Raw genomic sequence first — 18,437 nt, 5'->3', positions numbered from 1 at the left:
AATTCCTCATGCAGGGTGCGTTGGTGTTAGGGTGCCGTTATCGTAGTTTTCCCAGCCGTGCCCGTTAAACACGTCGCGGCCAAGTTGGGCGAGGACGAAGGCGAAATCGACTGATACCCAGTTGTCTTTTATGCGGTTGCCGTCGATTTTCCAGAAGTCCATGTAGGGAATTTTAACGCGCTTGTTGGTGGGCGCGATCCCCATGAAGGTGCCCGAATGGGTGCCCTCGATATGGCCAAAGCACGACGCCCATTCCCCTTCACAAATAAAGCGATCAGTTTTGTATTCTCGCTCGGTGAAGGCCGCACGCAGGGGCAGTTGCCAATTGTTGCGGAAGGCATCCAAGCCTGGCTTGGTGCCGCAGCCTTGGTTGCCGATCCAGCGGAAATCTTCGTGGAAATGGCTGGCCATGTCGTTGGAATTGTCGCCAAGTGCGGCTTCCATTCGCAAAATAACTTGCCGTGTTGCCTCGGCCTCGGTGAGTGCACTCATGGGAGAGCAATCCTTTCGCCAGACGCCGTGTCAAACAGATGACAGATGCTTGCGGGAATGCGCGCTTCGACCACTTCGCCAATCGCTGCACGATAGTCCTTGTGGGTTTTGACCGAAACAAGAGCCCCCGCCAAACGCCACGTAATCATCGAGGCCTCGCCAAGGAGTTCGATCGAATACATCGGTGCCGCGATCTGGCCGCCACTGGTGACAATCTCGGCGTCTTCGGCGCGGAACCCGAGGGTGACATTGCCCGATGGCCCCGCAGGCAGCCCCTCGACACGCATGTTTTGACCTTCGAACACGCCATTGGACAGCGTGCCCTCAATAAGGTTCATCGCGGGAGATCCAATAAAGCTGGCCACGAACGTGTTGGCGGGCATGTCGTAAATATCGGTCGGTGTCCCGACTTGCTGAATTTTGCCAGCATTCATAACGACCACGCGGTCAGCGAGGGTCATCGCCTCGATCTGGTCATGGGTCACATAGACGGTCGTGGTTTTCAGTTTTGATTGCAGGTTTTTGATCTGCGCCCGTGTACTGACACGCAATTTGGCGTCAAGGTTCGAGAGGGGTTCGTCCATAAGGAACACTGTCGGTTTGCGCACAATGGCGCGTCCAAGCGCCACGCGTTGTCTTTGACCACCGGACAACTCCGCTGGACGACGATGCATGAAATCCTCAAGCTCGGTCATCCGCACGGCTTCCATCACCATCTCGTGGTGCTTTTCTTTTGGCACCTTGCGGACGCGCAACGGGAACCGGATATTTTCATATACGGACAGGTTCGGGTAGAGGCCGTAGGACTGGAACACCATGCTGATGTCGCGGTCCTTGGGTTCGAGTTTATTGACGACACGATCCCCTAAGATGATCTCGCCTTCCGTGACGTCCTCAAGGCCCGCGATCATCCGCATGGTCGTGGATTTGCCACAACCCGAAGGCCCGAGCAGCACCAGAAATTCCTCGTCCGCGATGTCTAGGCTGAAGTTTTCGACGCCCACAAAGGAGCCCCAACGTTTGTTTACATTTTTGAGTTGAAGTCTGGCCATAGTGAGCCCCTTATCCTTTGACGGCGCCAGCGGTCAGACCGCTTACGATTTGACGTTGGAAAAACATGATGAGTACGAAAAGCGGTAAAATCGCCGAGACCACCGCGGCTACGGCATACATGACCTTGCCTTCCTCTTGCGTGGACCCCAGAAATCCGTTGATCTTGGGGATCATCGTTGCGTTTTCTTGAGTCAGGAGCATCGATGTTACGGTAAAGTCGTTATACGCCAACAGAAAGCTGAACAGCCCTGTGGTGACCACACCTGGCCACATCACGGGGATGATTGCCAGTCGGAAAGCCTGAAAGCGGGTGCAACCGTCGACCATTGCGGCTTCGTCCAAATCCTTTGGGATCGAGAGGAAGAAGCTGTGCAGCATCCACAAGGTGAAGGGCTGGTTGATCGCGACGAGAACGATGATCGTTGTCAACTGATAGCCCCAGATATTGAGCTGGAAGAAGGGCAGCAAATAGCCCGAAACCAATGTAACGTGTGGCATTGCCCGAAAAATAAGCGCCGCCATGAGGAGCCAGAACGTATATCTGAAGCCCGAGCGCGCCAGGGCGTACCCGCCGAGGGTTCCCAGCGTCAGTGAGATGACAACAACCGATAGGGTGATCGTCGCCGTGTTGACAACCGCGCGCCAAAACTCTTGCTCAATCCATGCGCCCTCATAGCCATTGAGGGTGAAGGCCCCCCCCGTTTGTCGCTCGGTAATTGGCCCCGTGATCGCGTTCATCCAGTTTGCGCGGGAAAAGAAATCTCCCTCAACTTTAAAGGAGCCCCACATGGTCCACAGGAAGGGGAAGGCGGCGATGAACAGCCAGATCAGCACGAAGGCAATTGTCAGCGCAAGAAGCGGGAGCGGCTTTTTGTGTGTTGGGTTAGACATGCTTCTGACTCCTCAAGTCTTGCGGTTGAATTCGCGCGAATTGCGGCGCAGAACCGGCAACAGCAAGATGAATACGCCAACAATCGTCAGCATCGATGTCGCGGCGGCCGACCCATAAAGCGGGGACTCTGCGGCGCGCAGATCGTTGTAGATCAGGTAACTCAGCGAGGTCGCACTCGCCGCGGCCGAGAAGCCGATGATTGGTTCGAAAACACGGAAGTTATCCATTAATTGCATCAGCGCAATGAAGGTCACGAGTGGCGTCATATAAGGCACAATGACGAAGCGCACGCGCTCCCATCGGTTGGCTCCGTCGACCATTGCAGATTCAAGCGTATCCTTTGGCACCGTTTGCAGCCCCGCATAGAAAACGACGAAGGCAAAGGGCGCGCTGTGCCAAACTCCGTAGACGAACAATGTGACCCACGTCAGCATCGGCGATGCTTTGAGGGATAGAGAGGGATCGGAAAACAGCGTTTGCAACCCCGCCCCAATGATCCCTCGACTGTCGATCATCCAGAACAGGACCAGCGATCCTACCAGAGGCGTAACAATCATCGGCAGCAGCGAAAAGAAGATCACCGGCCCCTTGAGCATTTTGGGAATGGAATTGACAACAACCGCGATGATGAAACCGAGAATAATCACCAATGGTGTCACAATAAAGGTGTAGCTCATGGTGAAAATGAAAGCCTTGTAGAACGGCAAATTCATGATTTTATTTCGTATTTCACCAAAGTTTTCACTCGTTGCGAATATCTCACCGATTTCATCATAGGCCAAATGGCTGGCATTGCCGTAGGTGCCTAATCCGTTAAAGCGGCCCGCAGGCTGGCTCTTGCTTAACGCGGACATCGCATTTGCATCGACGCTGACCGAAGCCACGCATCCAAAGGGGCCGCAATTTTCCGCTTCGATCAAAATCTTCTCGTGCTCGATGAATAACGATTGATAGCCTACCGAGATAATCGGGATGGCAATGAACAAAATCATCGCGAAAAAGGATGGCCAGATGAAGGCCAAAAACGTTTTGTGAGGCATGAATGATCTCCTGCTGTGTCCCTCAAGGACACGAGGTGGGTTTGCGCACGTCAAGGAGGAGAGCCGACGCGCGGCTCTCCTCCGAATGGCTTAGTTTAGGAAGCCAGCTTCTGTCGCTGCAGTCTCATACGCCGAAGTGATGTCAGACATCGCCTGCTCAGCACTTTCTTTACCCTGCAGATATTCCGCGAGATTGTCGCCAATTGCTGTGTGCAACAGCCCCATATACGGCAACATTGGATAGGGACGCGCGCCCCCTTGCAGATCGGCAATCACACCCGTTGCGGCATCCGTCGGCTCATAGCCGTCGATCAACCAAACTGCGACGTCGCGGTTGGCTTCCATCATTTCTGGGGAAATTCCCACCATCATCGCGCGGAAAGATGCCTCAGCATCCTCGTCGCTGATGTTCTTGGCTATTGTGAAGCCATCCCACCAAAGTGCTGCGCCTGGTATTGTGCTGTCGCCCAAAGCCGGAGCAGCAGAAAAACGGGTTACGGCTGCGATCTCAGGTGCTGGGCTATCATCGCCAATATAGGCGCCAGCGCGCGAACCCCATGCGATCGCAAACGCCAATTCGCCAGCTTCCCAAACGGGCTTTTGCGAATTGCTATCGTATGTTGCCCAGTCTTGGCTCATGTATTCCGTCATCGCCTTCAGGTTTTCCAGAACCGCGATGCCATCTTCGTTGTCGATAGCGAGCGCAGCACTTCCAGGTGCGAAAAAGTCGTTGCCGGTGCTGAGGTAGGTGTTCACGAATTCAGCAGCGATATTCCAGCCGGGCATAAAATTCGACGCAATGGGTGTTTCCATTACGCCGTTGGCCCGCAGGGTTTCGGCAGCAGCCAGCATCTCTGCAAACGTGGTCGGGACTTCAATGCCGTTTTCGGCAAGGATATCTTGGCGATAGTAAAGATGCTGCGCGTTCGCCATGAACGCAATCGCCATGGTTTTACCGTCGACGCGGATCATCTGGCTTTCGGCAAGCTGGTCGCCATATTTTGCAACAAGATCATCAAGCGGACGGATCAGGTCATCGTTCATCAGCGGGACAACGGAGTTCGTTGCAACGATAGCGACCGTATATGTCGCAGGCGTGATCGTGAGTGCAGGAACCTGAATGTTCTTATGCTCTTCGGTGCGATTGCTCGTAACCTCTACGGTGTCGCTAGCACAGGCCGATGCGGCCTCAGCAATTGCCGCAAGCGCGTCAAAATCATTAGACAGGATTCGGACCGAGCCCGACTCAATGCCGCAGTCGGCCCAAGCTGCGCTGGCTGACGCAATCAGCGCGCATGTCGCGACGGTTGTTTTTAAGTTGAGAATCATTTTTGTTTTCTCCCGTTGGTGAAGGTAAGCCACCCGCAAATCTTTGGAATAGCTCATATATTTTATATAATTGGCATCAAATGGCAGGCTGACGCTCAGGAATCCTAGCGTTGATTGACTACGCATGCAACAAATTTTGGAATGCCACGGAGATGTTGCTGAAAATGGACCTCCGTATTCGCTGGTCTTTCTGGCTTGGTATGAAGGAATTTATTTGTAAATGTGCATATTATACAGTTAATTATGGAATTTATGGCGATTTTGGATGGGAGTTTTAAAAATTCATAGTGGCATATAAAAAAATTGGAGGTGAAAATAAACATATTGCAAACGTATGCTATTTAGGGCTCAAATAGGGCTAGATTCGATTCATAAAGAGAGAAAGATTAAAAATGGTAGCCAAGGAAAGCGGTTCCAAGGAAACAAAACGCGGTGCGAGCGATAAGGTCCTGCAATCAGAGCGACGCGATTTTGTGGCCATGGTGCCCACTGATCGTGATCGTGTGCAGCCCATGAAGGGGTTCGATCCGATTTATACCGACATCGTTGACTACATCATCAGGTGTACGCATCGGATTTGGGACGAGCGGGATGTCGGGTTGATTTATACACATTATACGCACAATTGTGTGGTCTATAGCGCCTTAAACACCACCTATACTCGCGAGGAGGTTGTTCAGGGGACGATCCAGCGCATGTTTATGTTGCCTGAGCGTCGCGGGATGGCAACGCATGTGATTTGGAACGGGAACGAGAATGACGGGTTTTACACCTCGCATCTGGTGACCGGCGCGGGGCGCCACTCCCAGCCCGGTGTTTACGGAAAACCCACCGGTCGAACGTTTGTGGCGCGCACAATTGCCGACTGTATGATTTACGAGAATATGATTTATCGCGAGTGGCTGGTTGTCGATACGATGTCGCAAGTTAAGCAACTCGGATTGGATACGCACGCCTACGCCGAAACCCTTGCCGCGAATTATTTCGACAAGGGGTTGCTCGCTGTGGACATGGGCGAAAACCGTCGTTTGCTCGGCCAATATCCCCCCGAGTCCGCAGCGGACCTTTCGATTGCCAATAACGCCCTAGAGGAAGAAGTGCTGGGCTGGCTTCATGAAATCCACAACAAGCGGATGTTTGGGAAAATCAAGGACGTCTATGCGCCCACCGTTCAATATCACGGTCCGCTGATGAAAGAACTATACGGCCACGGTGCGGTGACGCATCAGGTCGTTGGTTTGTATTCTTCGGTGTCAGACGGCTTTTTCATGCCGCAACACGTTTGTTCGCAACCCTGCGAAGAGGGCGGCACCAAAGTGGCCGTGCGCTGGATTATTGAAGGGCATCACCTTGGTTGGGGCGTGCTAGAAGAGCTTGGAGCGCCCACTGGAAAGCGTGTACAAATTATGGGGATGAGCCATTTCCATATCAAGAATGGCAAGATCGTCGACGAGTGGACGAACTACGACGAGATGTCGATCTTGATGCAAGTGAAGTTGGCGCAAATGGCCGACAAGGACAGTGCTGTTCTAGAAGATATTTAAGGATTGGGGGCTTGGGCGATGTGCCTAGGCCCCCAATCAAACGTCTCTTAGTACCGAACGCTTATACGGAATGGGGCTGATTTTCTGGTGCCTTTGCCTGCAGGTTGCAGCGTTGCCCAGTTTCGGTCCTTCCGAATTGGCCTTCACCTGTCGGCACCGATTTGACACTCTCAAATCCACTCTTAATAATCGACTGAGGTTACGCCTGCACAAATTGAAATTGCAGCGCTACGGTTTCCTCGAAATCACAAATGGAATTGCGCAATGACTGACAAGCTGCCCACATTAAAGCGCCAGTTGCATGAAGGGCTCTCCGCACTTTGCGACGCGGGAACTTCGGGTTTGGCGCAAGCAGCAACGACACTTTATCACAGCGACGTTCATCTCCGAGCGTCGCATCCTATGAACGAAGCGCGGGGTGTCAGCGGGCTCCTGGAAACGCTTTGGAGGCCATTGTTGATGTCATTTCCTGATGCGGAGCGCCGTGATCAAATGGTTGTTGGCGGGAGCTACGAGGGGCGCGACTATGTCGGAATGGTCGGACATTATTGTGGGACCTTTCGGAAGGACTGGCTGGGTATTCCAGCGACAGGGCGGCCAATTTGCATCCGCTATGGTGAGGTCCATGAAGTAAGGGATGGAAAGATTATCCAATCCAATTGCATTTGGGATGTGTTGGATGTGATCCGGCAGGCAGGGTTTTGGCCTATTGCTCCAAGCCTTGGGACGGAAGGAATGTGGCAAGGTCCTTTGACGGGCGATGGGCTTGATTTTTCACCCCGTGACGAAGCGCAATCCGCTAGAAGTATTGAGCAAACATTGGCCATGCATGCCACCTTGGGCGCCTATGATGATTTGGCGGGCACGGGGCGCGACGGTCTTTTGAATATGCCCCAAAAGGACCACTGGCACCCTAAGATGATGTGGTACGGGCCGTCTGGAATCGGGACGACGCGCGGGCTTCAGGGGTTTGTGGATTATCACCAGTTGCCGTTCCGTATTGCGTTTCCTAAACGCAAAGGCGGGGGGCAATGGGATGATATAGCCGACTTGAAGGCCAAACATAGCGGCGGGCATTATGTGCGCATTGGGGACGGTGCGTATTCCCTGACGTCGGGGTGGCCGAGTGTGTTCGCCAACCATTTGGGCGGTGGTTTTCTTGGGCTTGGCCCAACGAACCGTCAGGTTACAATGCGGGTTATGGATTTCTATTTGCACCATGAGGGATTGATCCGCGAGAATTGGGTTCCCCTCGATATCCTTGATCTGTTGATGCAGATGGGCGTGGATGTGCTTGGCCGAATGGAGAGTCATTTCCGTTGCGGTGGATAGAGTCTGCGACGCGGTTTCGCGAGGGGTGAGTATTGCTACGCGCGCGACCTGTCGCCGGTGAATGTTATCGGAATGCTCGTTGGTCCCCAGCATTCCTTTTCATCCTTGCCATATTGTGTACAACATAAAATGAATCACTTGCTTTTTGCGCGTTAACTGCCACAAATCTACCAAAGAATCTACGCCGCGCTCGTTGTTGTGTACATCTTTGCTTAGAAATTCGCGAAAGGACTGTCCCTTGGCCCAAGAACACGCCGCTTTTAGTCGTTCAGAATATGATCGCCGTATCGTTAAAACTCGCGCCGCAATGCAGGCAGCTGGGCTTGACGTGATCTTCGTGACGGACCCCTCCAATCAAGCATGGCTCACGGGCTATGACGGATGGTCGTTTTATGTGCATCAAGGTGTGATCTTGGGAATGGAGGGCGATCCAATTTGGTGGGGGCGCTATATGGACAGTGTGGGTGCCAATCGGACCTGCTGGATGGGGCCGGACAAAATTCATGGCTACGCGGATAATTTCGTGCAATCCACCGAGCGCCACCCGATGCAGGATTTGGCCGGACATATTCGCGCCCTTGGGTATGAAAGCGCGCGGATAGGCGTAGAAATGGACAATTATTATTACTCGGCAAAGGCCCACGCGGTACTTGTTCAAGACCTGCCGCAGGCACAGATATTTGACGCGACGGCCTTGGTGAATTGGCAGCGTTTGATCAAATCAGAGGATGAAATATCGTTTATCCGCAAGGCAGCGCGGATCACCGAGAAGGTCATCGCCACCGCATTGGACAAGGCCGCACCGGGGGTGAAGAAGAACGAGTTGGTCGCCGAAATTTTCCACGCTGGAATTACGGGTGTGGATGATATTTGGGGGGATTACCCCGCGATCGTACCGCTGACGCCTTCGGGGCTGGATGCAACGGCGGCGCATTTGACGTGGGATGGTGCGCCGATGCGCGATGGGGAGGCGACATTTTTTGAACTTTCTGGCTGTTATCGCCGCTATCACGCGCCGCTGTGTCGGACCATATATTTGGGGACGCCGCCACAAGAAATGCTGAACGCAGAACAGGCACAACTTGAAGGGATCGCCGCGGGCCTTGACGCCGCGCGGGCAGGGAACCGGACTTGTGATATCGCCGACGCGTTTATTGGTACCCTCAAGAAGCACGGCATTCATCGCGAGGGGCGCTGTGGCTATCCTATCGGTTTAAGCTATCCGCCTGATTGGGGCGAACGTACCGCGTCAATTCGCAGCGAAGATCGTACAGTTCTTGAACCCGGGATGGTGTTTCACTTTATGCCCGCCTTGTGGATGGAGAGTTGGGGGCTTGAAACCACTGAAACCATTCTCATCACTGAAAATGGTGAAGCCGAAGCGCTGTGTAATGTGGACCGCAAACTTTTCGTGAAGAATTGACGATGGATAGGCTTTCCCGCACCACCGAAATTTTGCGCGATCTGATCGCTTTTCCAACGATCTCGTCAGACAGTAATCAGGCGTTAATTGCCTATGCCGCCAATCTTTTGGAGGACTGCGGCGCGCGTGTAGATATTGTAACGTCGCCATGTGGTGGCAAGGCCAATCTCTTTGCCACCTTGGGACCAGAGAGAGACGGCGGCATTTTGCTTTCAGGGCATAGTGATGTGGTGCCGGTTGCCGATCAGGATTGGAGTTCGGATCCGTTTGAAATGGTGGAGCGGGACGCGCGCCTTTATGGCCGTGGCACCTGTGACATGAAGGGGTTTATCGCAGCAACGCTTGCGATGGCGCCGCAATTTGCTAGCCAAGTGCGAGAGCGTCCCCTGCATTTCGCGCTGACCTATGACGAAGAAGTCGGCTGTTTGGGCGCGCAGCATTTGGCGCAAACCCTACAAGCACGCAGTTTGACGCCGCGGGTGGCCATTATTGGCGAGCCGACAGAAATGCGGGTGATTGAGGGCCATAAAGGCTGCTATGAATACTCCACCCATTTTCACGGTCTCGAGGGGCATGGGTCCGCACCCGATCTTGGGGTTAATGCGGTTGAATTTGCGGTGCATTATGTGAGCCGTCTGTTGGGCCTGAAAGAAAAGTTGCGCGGTATGGCCCCCGCGAAAACCCGATTTGATCCACCTTGGACCACGGTGAATGTTGGCGCGCTCAACGGCGGGGTGGCCCATAATGTGATCGCTTCCAAGGCGCGGGTGGACTGGGAAATGCGGCCCGTTCAGGGCGGCGACGCCGAATTTGTCAAAGCGGCGTTGCAGCAGTTTTGCGACGTGGAGTTGCTGCCCAAAATGCAGGCCATTTATGGCGAGGCTTCGATCGATCTTGAGATAGTTGGAGAGATTGCGGGACTGATCCCTGCGGATGAAAACGAAGCGCGCCGGATCGTGATGGAGTTGACGGGGGCCAATGATGCGGATGTCGTGGCCTTTGGAACCGAAGCAGGAATTTTTCAGGCGCTGGGCACGGATGTGGTTGTTTGCGGCCCGGGATCTATTGAGCAGGCGCATAAAGCCGATGAATATCTCTCGTTGGATCAGCTATCAGCAGGCCTAGCCATGCTAGATCGACTGGGTGGTGAGCTGGAGATGCAGAGTGAGTGAATCGCTTGAAGACGAAAAGGCTCCCTTAACTGTGCGTGACCGTCATGCCGCCATGCATCAAGAAATTCGCCAACGCATTTGCCTGCTTGATTACCCCCCCGGAATGCGGCTTTCGGAAGCGGCACTGGCCGAAGAATTTGGCACCAGCCGTACGCCTTTGCGACGGGTTCTGGCGCGGCTTGAGGACGAGGGGCTGGTTTTGTCCCATCACGGGGTCGGCACCCTAGTTACTGATGCCGATATCAACGCGCTGGAACAGGTATATCGATTGCGAGTCGAGTTGACGGAGTTGACGGGCCGCCTTGATCCGGTACCGCCAAGTGATGCTTTTTTAGTCAAGATTGATGGGCTGGTACTTCGGGCTGCGCAGATCATTAAGTCTGGCACCGCGCGGGAATTTACCCAGTTTGATATGGACGTTTTCCAAACGCTACTCGATCTCACTTCAAATGCGCCGCTGCGTCAAACCCTTGAGCGGCTCTATTTCCAAACCAAACGGATTTGGTTGAGGACGGCGATTGAGGCACAATTGGATTTGGAGGAAGAGTTCCGAATTTTCCATCATGAGTTGGAGGCCATTCAACTGGCGCTGCTGTCGGGGGATTTGGATGCCGTTGCTCGCATACAACGCGCGCATGTCTCGATGAGTTTTAAACGTCTGCAACGACAAAATGCATGCGCCCAATCAGGCGTTTGAAGACCCGACGGGAGTAAATATCCTTAGGCGAGTTGCTAAGGCGTCCCAACATGGGAACGCCAGATTTTGCATTCCTTTTTTTAGGTGTGCGCCGCGTTCTGCTGTGCAGTCGGTGATAACTGCATTGTGCTCTTCTTTTCTTTTAAGTCTGTGTTAAAGTCGCTTCATGTTTTTACGGTGATAGCGCGAAGAATGCTTGTGCGATGTCCCCTTCGCAAGTTGGATTGTTTTGTGACCAAAATCTCTTCCCTGCTCTGGTGCCCCGCTTCGGCCCTAAAACTTCATCCTCGCCTCCTTTTAAGTGGTTTGGTTTTGACCGCCAGTTTAGGCCCCGTTGGGGCACTCGAATTGGATTTGTCGCTGACACCTGCCTCCAAAGAGTTGCAGGATAAAGTTGCAGCCCAAGCGCTTTTGACGCCGTTGGCGACCTCCGATGAGGTGGACACACTGGACGTTTTGGCCTCGGCACAAGCTGATTATCAACGGATTTTGGCGGTTCTCTATGAGTTGGGCTATTTTGGTTCGACGGTTTCCATCAAGCTGGATGGCCGCGAAGCCAGTGGTTTGTCGACGATTTCACCGCCCCAAAGTATTTCTCAAGTAACGATCACCGTGACGACGGGGAGCGAATTTAAGTTCGGAAAAGCCCAGATCGCCCCGCTCGCACCTGCGTCCAAACTCCCGCCAGAGTTTGCAACGGGACAAGTTGCGAGTACCAGAGTTTTGGAAAGCAGCGTCCAAGGGGCGGTTTCCGACTGGAAAGACTCAGGCTACCCAAAAGTTGTGCCAAATAAACAGAAATTCACAGTGAACCACAATTCCAACCTCTTTAATGCCGAGGTGGAATTGGCAACGGGTCGCCTCGCGCGGATCGGAAAAGTCACCGTTTCAGGTAGCGAAAACGTCCGTCCAGAGCGGGTGATCGCGATCTTGGGGATCGAAGAGGGGAAAATCTATTCGCCCGAAGATCTTAAAGACGCGGAAACGCGTTTGCGGCGCACGGACGCGTTTAGGTCGGTTGTTTTGACTGAGGGTGAACAGATTAATGCCGACGGGGCGCTTCCTATCGAAGTGGAGGTTCAAGATCAAATCCCACGAAGGTTTGGATTTGGCGGCGAAATTTCTTCGGATGAAGGCGCAACGGTCACGGCCTATTGGATGCATCGCAATTTGACGGGCGCCGCGGACAAGTTGCGTTTCGAGGGCGAAGTCAGCGGCATTGGCAGTTCTTATGGCGGCGCCGAAGGGCGTTCGGAATTCAACATTACTGCCCGCTACGAACGGCCCGCAGCCTTTGCGCGCGACACAGACTTTTTTGCCCTCGGCAGTCTCGCGACCATAGATGAAGAAACATACAACCTTGAACAAGCGATCCTCGGCGTGGGTATCCAGCGCTATGTGACCGACGAATATCAATACCAGTTTTCAATGGGGTTGCTCCATGCGCGTGAAGAAACCGTCTTTGGCAAGGATACTTACACGCTGCTGACCGGGTTGTATGAAGGAACAATCGACTATCGGGACAATGCTCTGCGCCCCACCAGCGGATATTTTATTCGCCCAACCCTTTTGCCCTATGTCGACGTAGAGGGCGCGCGCACCGGTTTGCGCGCTTATATTGACGCGCGCACGTATTTTGGCTTCGGCGAATCGAAAAATACAGTCATAGCGTTGCGCGGACAGCTTGGTTCAATCGTGGGCACCTCTATTGAGGATACACCCGCCAACTTCCTGTTCTATTCTGGCGGGAGTGACACAGTCCGTGGCTTTCCGTATCAATCGCTTGGTGTTGTTGTGAACGGGGAAACGGTCACGGGGGGGCGGAGTTTTGCGGGGATGTCGGCGGAATTGCGCCAGATGTTTGACAGCGGTTTTGGCGTGGTAGGATTTACCGACATTGGCTATGTCGGTGCGAATTCCACGCCCGATGGTTCGGGCGAATGGCAAGTCGGGGCAGGGATTGGCGCACGCTATGACACGGGAATTGGCCCGATCAGACTCGACGTGGCTGCACCCGTTGGTGGCAGTTTTGACGCGAGTGGCGTTCAGTTTTACATAGGAATTGGAGAAGCGTTTTGAAATCCCTTATCGCTATTGCCGCCCTGTGTTTTTGCCTCGCGTCTCCAGTGTTTGCACAGGAAGAAGAACGCGGTGGCTTTTTGCAAACACAACTCGAAGACAGCCTGAGTGGGGAAGGACGGATCGTCAGAATTACCGGCTTTAAAGGCGCATTGAGTTCAGTCGCCACGATGGAAAAATTAACGATCGCCGACAGCGACGGCATCTGGTTGATCGTCGAGGGCGCTTCTTTGAATTGGGAACGCGCCGCGCTTCTAAGGGGGCGGGTGATCGTCAGGGAAATGACCGCAGATCGGATTGAAGTCGTTCGAAAACCAATCGCCGTTCCTAGCGAAGCCCCCGCAGCGGAGGCAACTGAATTTAGCTTGCCGGAATTACCTGTCTCCATCGACATTAAGAACGTAAGTGTGCCTGAAGTCAAATTGGGAAAAGACATTGTTGGGAGGGCGCTTGAGCTGTCTTTGGACGCGTCGGCAAGCTTGGAAGGGGGCTCGGGACAGGCCACATTTTCGGCGCAGCGTACTGACGACGCGGACGGAGAATTTACATTTAGCGGAGGCTATGCGCGGGACACGCAGGCGCTGGATGTCGAGTTTGATTTTAGCGAAGATGCGGGCGGAATTGTTGCCCAACTATTGAAAATTCCTGACACGCCCGCGCTGGAGGCCTCAATTACGGGGCACGGTCCGCTTGCTGATTTTACCGCCAAATTTTTCCTCGCGAGTGCGGGTGAAAAGAACATCGAAGGCAGTGTTGAACTCATTCAAACCCCTTTTGGCGTGGTCGGATCCGAAGGGGCAACACCGCAAAAATCGCAAGGGTTCAAGCTTAAGCTCGGCGGTGATGTCACCGCGCTTTTTGCGCCCGAATATCGCTCGTTTTTTGGTCCAGACTTGTCCTTGAACTTGGAAGGGGCACGGGAACCCAGCGGCGCGTTGGATCTTGAGAACTTCTCTCTTCAAGCGCAAACTATTGATTTGAAAGGGGGCGCGCGCCTTTCTCCCGAAATGTGGCCAACCTTGCTAAACATTAAGGGAAACGTGAAAACCAAAGACGGCACGCCCGTGCTTCTTCCTTTGTCGGGGTCGAAAACACTTGTTGATAGTTTGAATCTTAACCTCAGTTATGACGCCCACAAAGGATCGGGTTGGCAGGGGAGTTTGGGCCTTGTTAACCTTGTTCGAGATGAGGTGGAACTTGCGTCAGCCCGGCTGTCGATGGCAGGAGAATTTGAAAGCAAAGTACACAAAGTCACTGGTGTAAACGCAAATGTTACCTTTGCGACTGAAGGCCTTGTTCTGGCGGATCCGGCGTTGTCACAGGCCTTAGGGACGACCTTGAAAGGGCGCGCCTATGTGGCATACAAACCGCAAACGCCTTTGGTTGTTCATAACGTTTCTGTTGAAGGCAAGGGCGTGGCTTTTAGCGGCGATTTCGATATTGGCGGCCTATCGGACGGGCTTCCCACTGACCTAAAAGCGGCGCTAACTATAGATGATCTTTCGCAATTCGCGGCCCTCGCAAAACAACCGATCGCGGGGGGAGCAAACCTGTCTGTTTCGGGCAGTGTCGAAGCTCTTTCAGGTATTTTTGACGTCATAATCGAAGGAGAGACGCAGGATTTGGCCGTGGGGATTTCCCAAGCTGACCCGTTGATTGCCGGGGTCGGAAATATCTATCTCGATGCCGCGCGCGACAGCGAAGGCACGACCCTACGCGCCTTTAAAATCACAACACCGGAACTTTCACTGGACGCGCATGCAGACGTCGACGCAGATGACGGCACGTTTGTTTACGAAGCCAAGTTACGTGACTTGGCACTGATTTTGCCACAATATCCAGGGGGCGTGACCCTTGAAGGGACAGCCAATCTAAGCGCGGACGGCGTCGTTCTGGACACGTCAATGACCGGGCCACTGGGCACCACGGCCAAAGTTTCTGGGCTTGTCACAGGCCCGAATGCGAACATGTCCATTCAGGCGCATTTAGACGATCTTGGCGCAATTGTTGCGGCTTTGCCTGGGAGTGTGGATCTCGACGGGACACTCAAAAAACAAGGTGCGGATTGGCATGTATCAACGAATGTGAATGGCTCGATGGGGATTTCCGCGAAGGCCGAAGGGTTGGTTTTGGAGGACCAAAGTTTGGATATGAAGGTGTCTGGAAGCGCACCGCTTGGCCTTGCTGGCCCCTTTATCACTCCGCGGACCCTGTCGGGGACCGCGCAATTTGATTTGGCGATAAAGGGCGTTCCAAGTCTGAATGCCGTTTCGGGACAGGTTACCATCTCGAACTCCGAGGTTGTGGCACCGAATTTCCAACTTGCGCTCAAAGACCTTGGCGCCCAAGTCACCCTCAACAATTCCAGCGTAAACATTGATGCCAAGGCGAATGTGTCCTCAGGTGGGTCTTTGACGGTGCAGGGGGGGATGTCGTTGGTTGGTGGATACGAGGCGAATTTGGCGCTGGCGCTTCAGGCGATTCAGTTGTCCGACCCCGCCCTGTATTCCACGTCGGTAAACGGGAACGTGGCGGTGAACGGACCGTTGCTTGGAGGGGCGCTTATCTCGGGATTGATCGACATTGGCGTCACGGAAATTACCGTGCCCGCAGGCAGCATTGCCTCGGTCACCAGCATTCCACAAATGGATCATATTGGAGCCTCCGCTGCCGTTCGGGCTACCCTTGAGCGGGCCGGTCTCGACAAAAAACCCGAGAAAACCGGAGCCTCTGGGAATTCGGGCGGACCAGTGTATCCGCTGGATGTGACAATTTCTGCGCCAAGGCAAATCTTCATTCGTGGGCGCGGGATCGACGCGGAACTTGGCGGGGAAATTAGGCTTACGGGCACCACAGCCAATATTGTTTCGGTCGGTGCCTTTGAACTTCAACGCGGGCGCATTAACATTCTGGAGAGGCGCTTTGAGTTGACGGATGGTGAAGTCCTTCTCGAAGGTAGCCTCGATCCCCGTCTAAATTTACGCGCAACGACGACCATTCCAGATGGAGAGGCGAGCATTGTTGTGGGGGGCTTTTTGTCTGAGCCTGAAATCACCTTTGAATCGTCGCCCGAAGCGCCCGAGGACCAAGTGCTTGCGATGATCTTCTTCGGGGTTTCCATCGATGACATGACGCCGTTTCAATCGCTCCAACTGGCCTCGGCGGTTGCGACATTGGCGGGACGCGGCGGCACAAGTGTCATCGGCAAACTGCGCGAGAACCTTCCCGTAGATGACTTCGAACTGGATGCAAACGAGGATGGCGTGGCGACTCTAAATGTCGGCAAACACCTCACCGAGAACGTCTATTCAAACATTGCCGTCAGCGCCCAAGGCGATACTGAAATCTCGCTCAACTTGGATTTGACTGAAAAACTTATAGCCAAAGGAACCACCAGCAGCGACGGTAGTTCCTCGATTGGCATATTTTTTAACACCGACTACTGAGCATGCGCGTGTTTTCGTTTTCGCGCCAATAGGTTGAGCATTTCGACGAAGGCCGCAAAGGCCATCGCGGCGTAAATATACCCTTTTGGCAGGTGGTGGCCGAACCCATCCGCGATAAGGACCATGCCGATCATCAGAAGGAAGGCGAGGGCCAACATCACCACGGTGGGGTTGGCGTTCACAAAGGACGACACGGGACCCGCCGCGAGGAACATAACGCCCACGGCGATAACCACCGCGACCACCATAATTGGCAATTCCGATGTCATCCCAATGGCCGTCAAAATACTGTCGATTGAGAAAACCGCATCCAGAATGATGATCTGGGTGACGACGGAGGCAAAGCTCGCGACCTCTTTGGATTTGAACATTGTATTGGCGGGGTCGGGTTGAACTTTGTGCTGAATTTCGGTGGTCGCTTTCCATACAAGAAATACGCCGCCAGAAATGAGAATGATATCGCGCCAAGAAAAAGCGGTTTCGAACGCGGGGGTTCCGTGGGTGTCGAGTGGTCCTGTAATTCCCAAGTCAAACACAGGGGCGGTGAGGCCAACGACCACGGAAATAACGGAAAGCAACGCAAGTCGCAGGATAAGCGCGAGGGAGATACCGATCTTTTGGGCATGGCGCTGTTGCTTCTCTGGAAGCTTGCTTGAGACCACTGAAATGAAGATGAGGTTATCGATTCCAAGGACGATCTCAAGTGTCACAAGCGCCAAAAGAGCAGCCCAAGCTTGGGGTGAAAGGAGTAGGTCGATCATGGAAAACCTCAAATGTTGGTCGCGTTACGATCCGACACTTACAAGATTTTTGAGGGATTAGTCCAAAGGTTTCATGCGCGGGGCTGAACAAGACCCCCGCACAATCAGGTCGCCGTGGAGGAGGGACGTCTCTGTGGGGATGCTGCGCGTGGGGAGGAAGTCCAACAAATGTGTCATCGCGATCTCGCCAATTTGGCTGCGAGGCTGACGGATTGTTGTGAGAGAAGGCGTTATATTATTGGCGAAGGGGATGTCGTCGAACCCTACGACCGAAAAATCGGCAGGGACATTGAAACCACGAGATTGCAGCGCGGCGATCACCCCGATTGCGGTATTGTCATTGTAGCAGAAAAAGGCCGTGGGGAGGGTGTCGCGGATAAACAGGCGTTCGATTGCGCTGCGGCCTCCCTCGGTGGTGCCATCGCCCTGAACCCGCCAAACAGAACTTTGATTGAAAGCCTCCGTGAGGGCCTCGCAATATCCCCGATGGCGATGTTCCGAGAGGGCGTCGCCGGGGGGGCCTGAGACGTAAACAATTCTCTTATGACCAAGGGAAATAAGGTAGTCGGTCGCAACTTTGGAGGCAGCAGCATCATTGACGCCAACATAGCTTATGTCAGGGCGATTGATCGGACGCGCGGCCGCCACCATTGGCGGAATTTTGGTTGTTGGGTGTTGCAACCAACCTGCGACAGGGAGGTGGCCTGTTAGAAGGATTAAGCCGTCAGCCATACCCGTTGAAAGGAAGCGCAGATGCTTTTCCTCAAGTAAAACATCCCCCTCCGTGTTCCCGATCAAAACGCCATACCCCCGCGCCTTGGCGACTTTTTCGAGGCCCGTTAGGATGCCTGGAAAATTGGGGTCGGCAATCGACTGGGCTAGAACCATCACCATTTGCGAGCGCTGCATGCGCAGGTTTTGTGCCATAGCGTTTGCCGTGTAGCCCGTCCTTGCGATGGCCGCCGTGACCTTCTTGCGGGTGCTTTCGGCCACTTTTTCTGGCATCCGAATCGCTCGACTCACTGTCGCAATCGAGACACCCGCAAGTTTTGCGACATCCTCGATTGTGGCGGGTCTTGGAGAGGGTTGTTCCAAAGTCAGTGTGGCCTTTTTGAAATTTCGAACTTCAAAATAATGTTAAAAGTCCAATGGTTGCAGCAAGTTTGAGGAGTTTAAA

Annotated in this window: 14 protein-coding genes; 7 read left to right on the top strand and 7 right to left on the bottom strand. The window is 53.8% G+C overall.

Going from position 1 to position 18,437, the window contains the following annotated elements; all coding sequences use genetic code 11:
• Nucleotides 1-6: 6 nt before the first annotated feature.
• The 5 genes from AB9F26_RS17690 to AB9F26_RS17670 form a co-directional block, all read right to left on the bottom strand.
• The gene (locus tag AB9F26_RS17690; RefSeq protein WP_369756604.1) at nucleotides 7-492 is read right to left on the bottom strand and encodes an ester cyclase; all 486 of its coding nucleotides are present in this window, start codon (nucleotides 490-492) and stop codon (nucleotides 7-9) included.
• Nucleotides 489-1,544, bottom strand: coding sequence for a sn-glycerol-3-phosphate ABC transporter ATP-binding protein UgpC (locus AB9F26_RS17685; RefSeq protein WP_335585779.1), 1,056 nt, complete (start codon nucleotides 1,542-1,544; stop codon nucleotides 489-491). The genes AB9F26_RS17690 and AB9F26_RS17685 overlap by 4 nt, the downstream gene beginning before the upstream one ends.
• A gap of 10 nt (nucleotides 1,545-1,554) precedes the next feature.
• Complete coding sequence (locus AB9F26_RS17680) at nucleotides 1,555-2,436, bottom strand: carbohydrate ABC transporter permease (RefSeq protein WP_369768623.1); 882 nt, start codon at nucleotides 2,434-2,436, stop codon at nucleotides 1,555-1,557.
• Between the two features lie 12 nt (nucleotides 2,437-2,448).
• Nucleotides 2,449-3,477, bottom strand: coding sequence for a sugar ABC transporter permease (locus AB9F26_RS17675; RefSeq protein WP_335585777.1), 1,029 nt, complete (start codon nucleotides 3,475-3,477; stop codon nucleotides 2,449-2,451).
• A 90-nt stretch (nucleotides 3,478-3,567) separates the two neighbouring features.
• Complete coding sequence (locus tag AB9F26_RS17670; protein ID WP_335585776.1) at nucleotides 3,568-4,806, bottom strand: extracellular solute-binding protein; 1,239 nt, start codon at nucleotides 4,804-4,806, stop codon at nucleotides 3,568-3,570.
• A 392-nt stretch (nucleotides 4,807-5,198) separates the two neighbouring features.
• On the opposite strand from AB9F26_RS17670, the gene AB9F26_RS17665 reads away from it, so the two are divergent.
• The 7 genes from AB9F26_RS17665 to AB9F26_RS17635 all read left to right on the top strand — a co-directional run bounded on the left by AB9F26_RS17665 (nucleotide 5,199) and on the right by AB9F26_RS17635 (nucleotide 16,499).
• A complete protein-coding gene (locus tag AB9F26_RS17665; RefSeq protein ID WP_369768622.1) occupies nucleotides 5,199-6,350 on the top strand; it encodes an ester cyclase in 1,152 nt (383 codons plus the stop codon).
• Nucleotides 6,351-6,614: 264 nt separating this feature from the next.
• Nucleotides 6,615-7,682: an ester cyclase gene (locus tag AB9F26_RS17660; RefSeq protein ID WP_369768621.1), complete on the top strand. Its 1,068-nt coding sequence runs from the start codon at nucleotides 6,615-6,617 to the stop codon at nucleotides 7,680-7,682.
• A 238-nt stretch (nucleotides 7,683-7,920) separates the two neighbouring features.
• The gene (locus AB9F26_RS17655; protein ID WP_335585773.1) at nucleotides 7,921-9,105 is read left to right on the top strand and encodes a M24 family metallopeptidase; all 1,185 of its coding nucleotides are present in this window, start codon (nucleotides 7,921-7,923) and stop codon (nucleotides 9,103-9,105) included.
• Nucleotides 9,106-9,107: 2 nt separating this feature from the next.
• A complete protein-coding gene (gene argE / locus AB9F26_RS17650; RefSeq protein WP_335585772.1) occupies nucleotides 9,108-10,277 on the top strand; it encodes an acetylornithine deacetylase in 1,170 nt (389 codons plus the stop codon).
• Nucleotides 10,270-10,974, top strand: a complete 705-nt coding sequence (locus AB9F26_RS17645; protein ID WP_335585771.1) for a GntR family transcriptional regulator — start codon at nucleotides 10,270-10,272, stop codon at nucleotides 10,972-10,974. The genes argE and AB9F26_RS17645 overlap by 8 nt, the downstream gene beginning before the upstream one ends.
• Nucleotides 10,975-11,205: 231 nt before the next feature.
• Nucleotides 11,206-13,053, top strand: a complete 1,848-nt coding sequence (locus AB9F26_RS17640) for an autotransporter assembly complex family protein (RefSeq protein ID WP_369768620.1) — start codon at nucleotides 11,206-11,208, stop codon at nucleotides 13,051-13,053.
• Complete coding sequence (locus tag AB9F26_RS17635) at nucleotides 13,050-16,499, top strand: translocation/assembly module TamB domain-containing protein (RefSeq protein ID WP_369768619.1); 3,450 nt, start codon at nucleotides 13,050-13,052, stop codon at nucleotides 16,497-16,499. Before AB9F26_RS17640 ends, AB9F26_RS17635 begins: the two co-directional genes overlap by 4 nt.
• Here the strand turns inward: AB9F26_RS17635 and AB9F26_RS17630 are convergent.
• Together AB9F26_RS17630 and AB9F26_RS17625 are read right to left on the bottom strand one after the other, a co-directional pair.
• Nucleotides 16,493-17,260, bottom strand: coding sequence for a TerC family protein (locus tag AB9F26_RS17630; protein WP_335585768.1), 768 nt, complete (start codon nucleotides 17,258-17,260; stop codon nucleotides 16,493-16,495). The two genes, AB9F26_RS17635 and AB9F26_RS17630, sit on opposite strands and share 7 nt — an antisense overlap.
• Nucleotides 17,261-17,317: 57 nt before the next feature.
• Nucleotides 17,318-18,355 carry a LacI family DNA-binding transcriptional regulator gene (locus tag AB9F26_RS17625; protein WP_335585767.1) on the bottom strand — a complete coding sequence of 346 codons (1,038 nt, stop codon included), beginning with the start codon at nucleotides 18,353-18,355 and terminating at the stop codon, nucleotides 17,318-17,320.
• Nucleotides 18,356-18,437: the final 82 nt, after the last annotated feature.

Origin of the sequence: Falsihalocynthiibacter sp. BN13B15, assembly GCF_041205415.1 — a bacterium.
GTDB lineage: Bacteria > Pseudomonadota > Alphaproteobacteria > Rhodobacterales > Rhodobacteraceae > Falsihalocynthiibacter > Falsihalocynthiibacter arcticus.
Note: the sequence above shows the minus strand (reverse complement) of the source record. Positions and strands in the feature narration are given on the sequence as shown.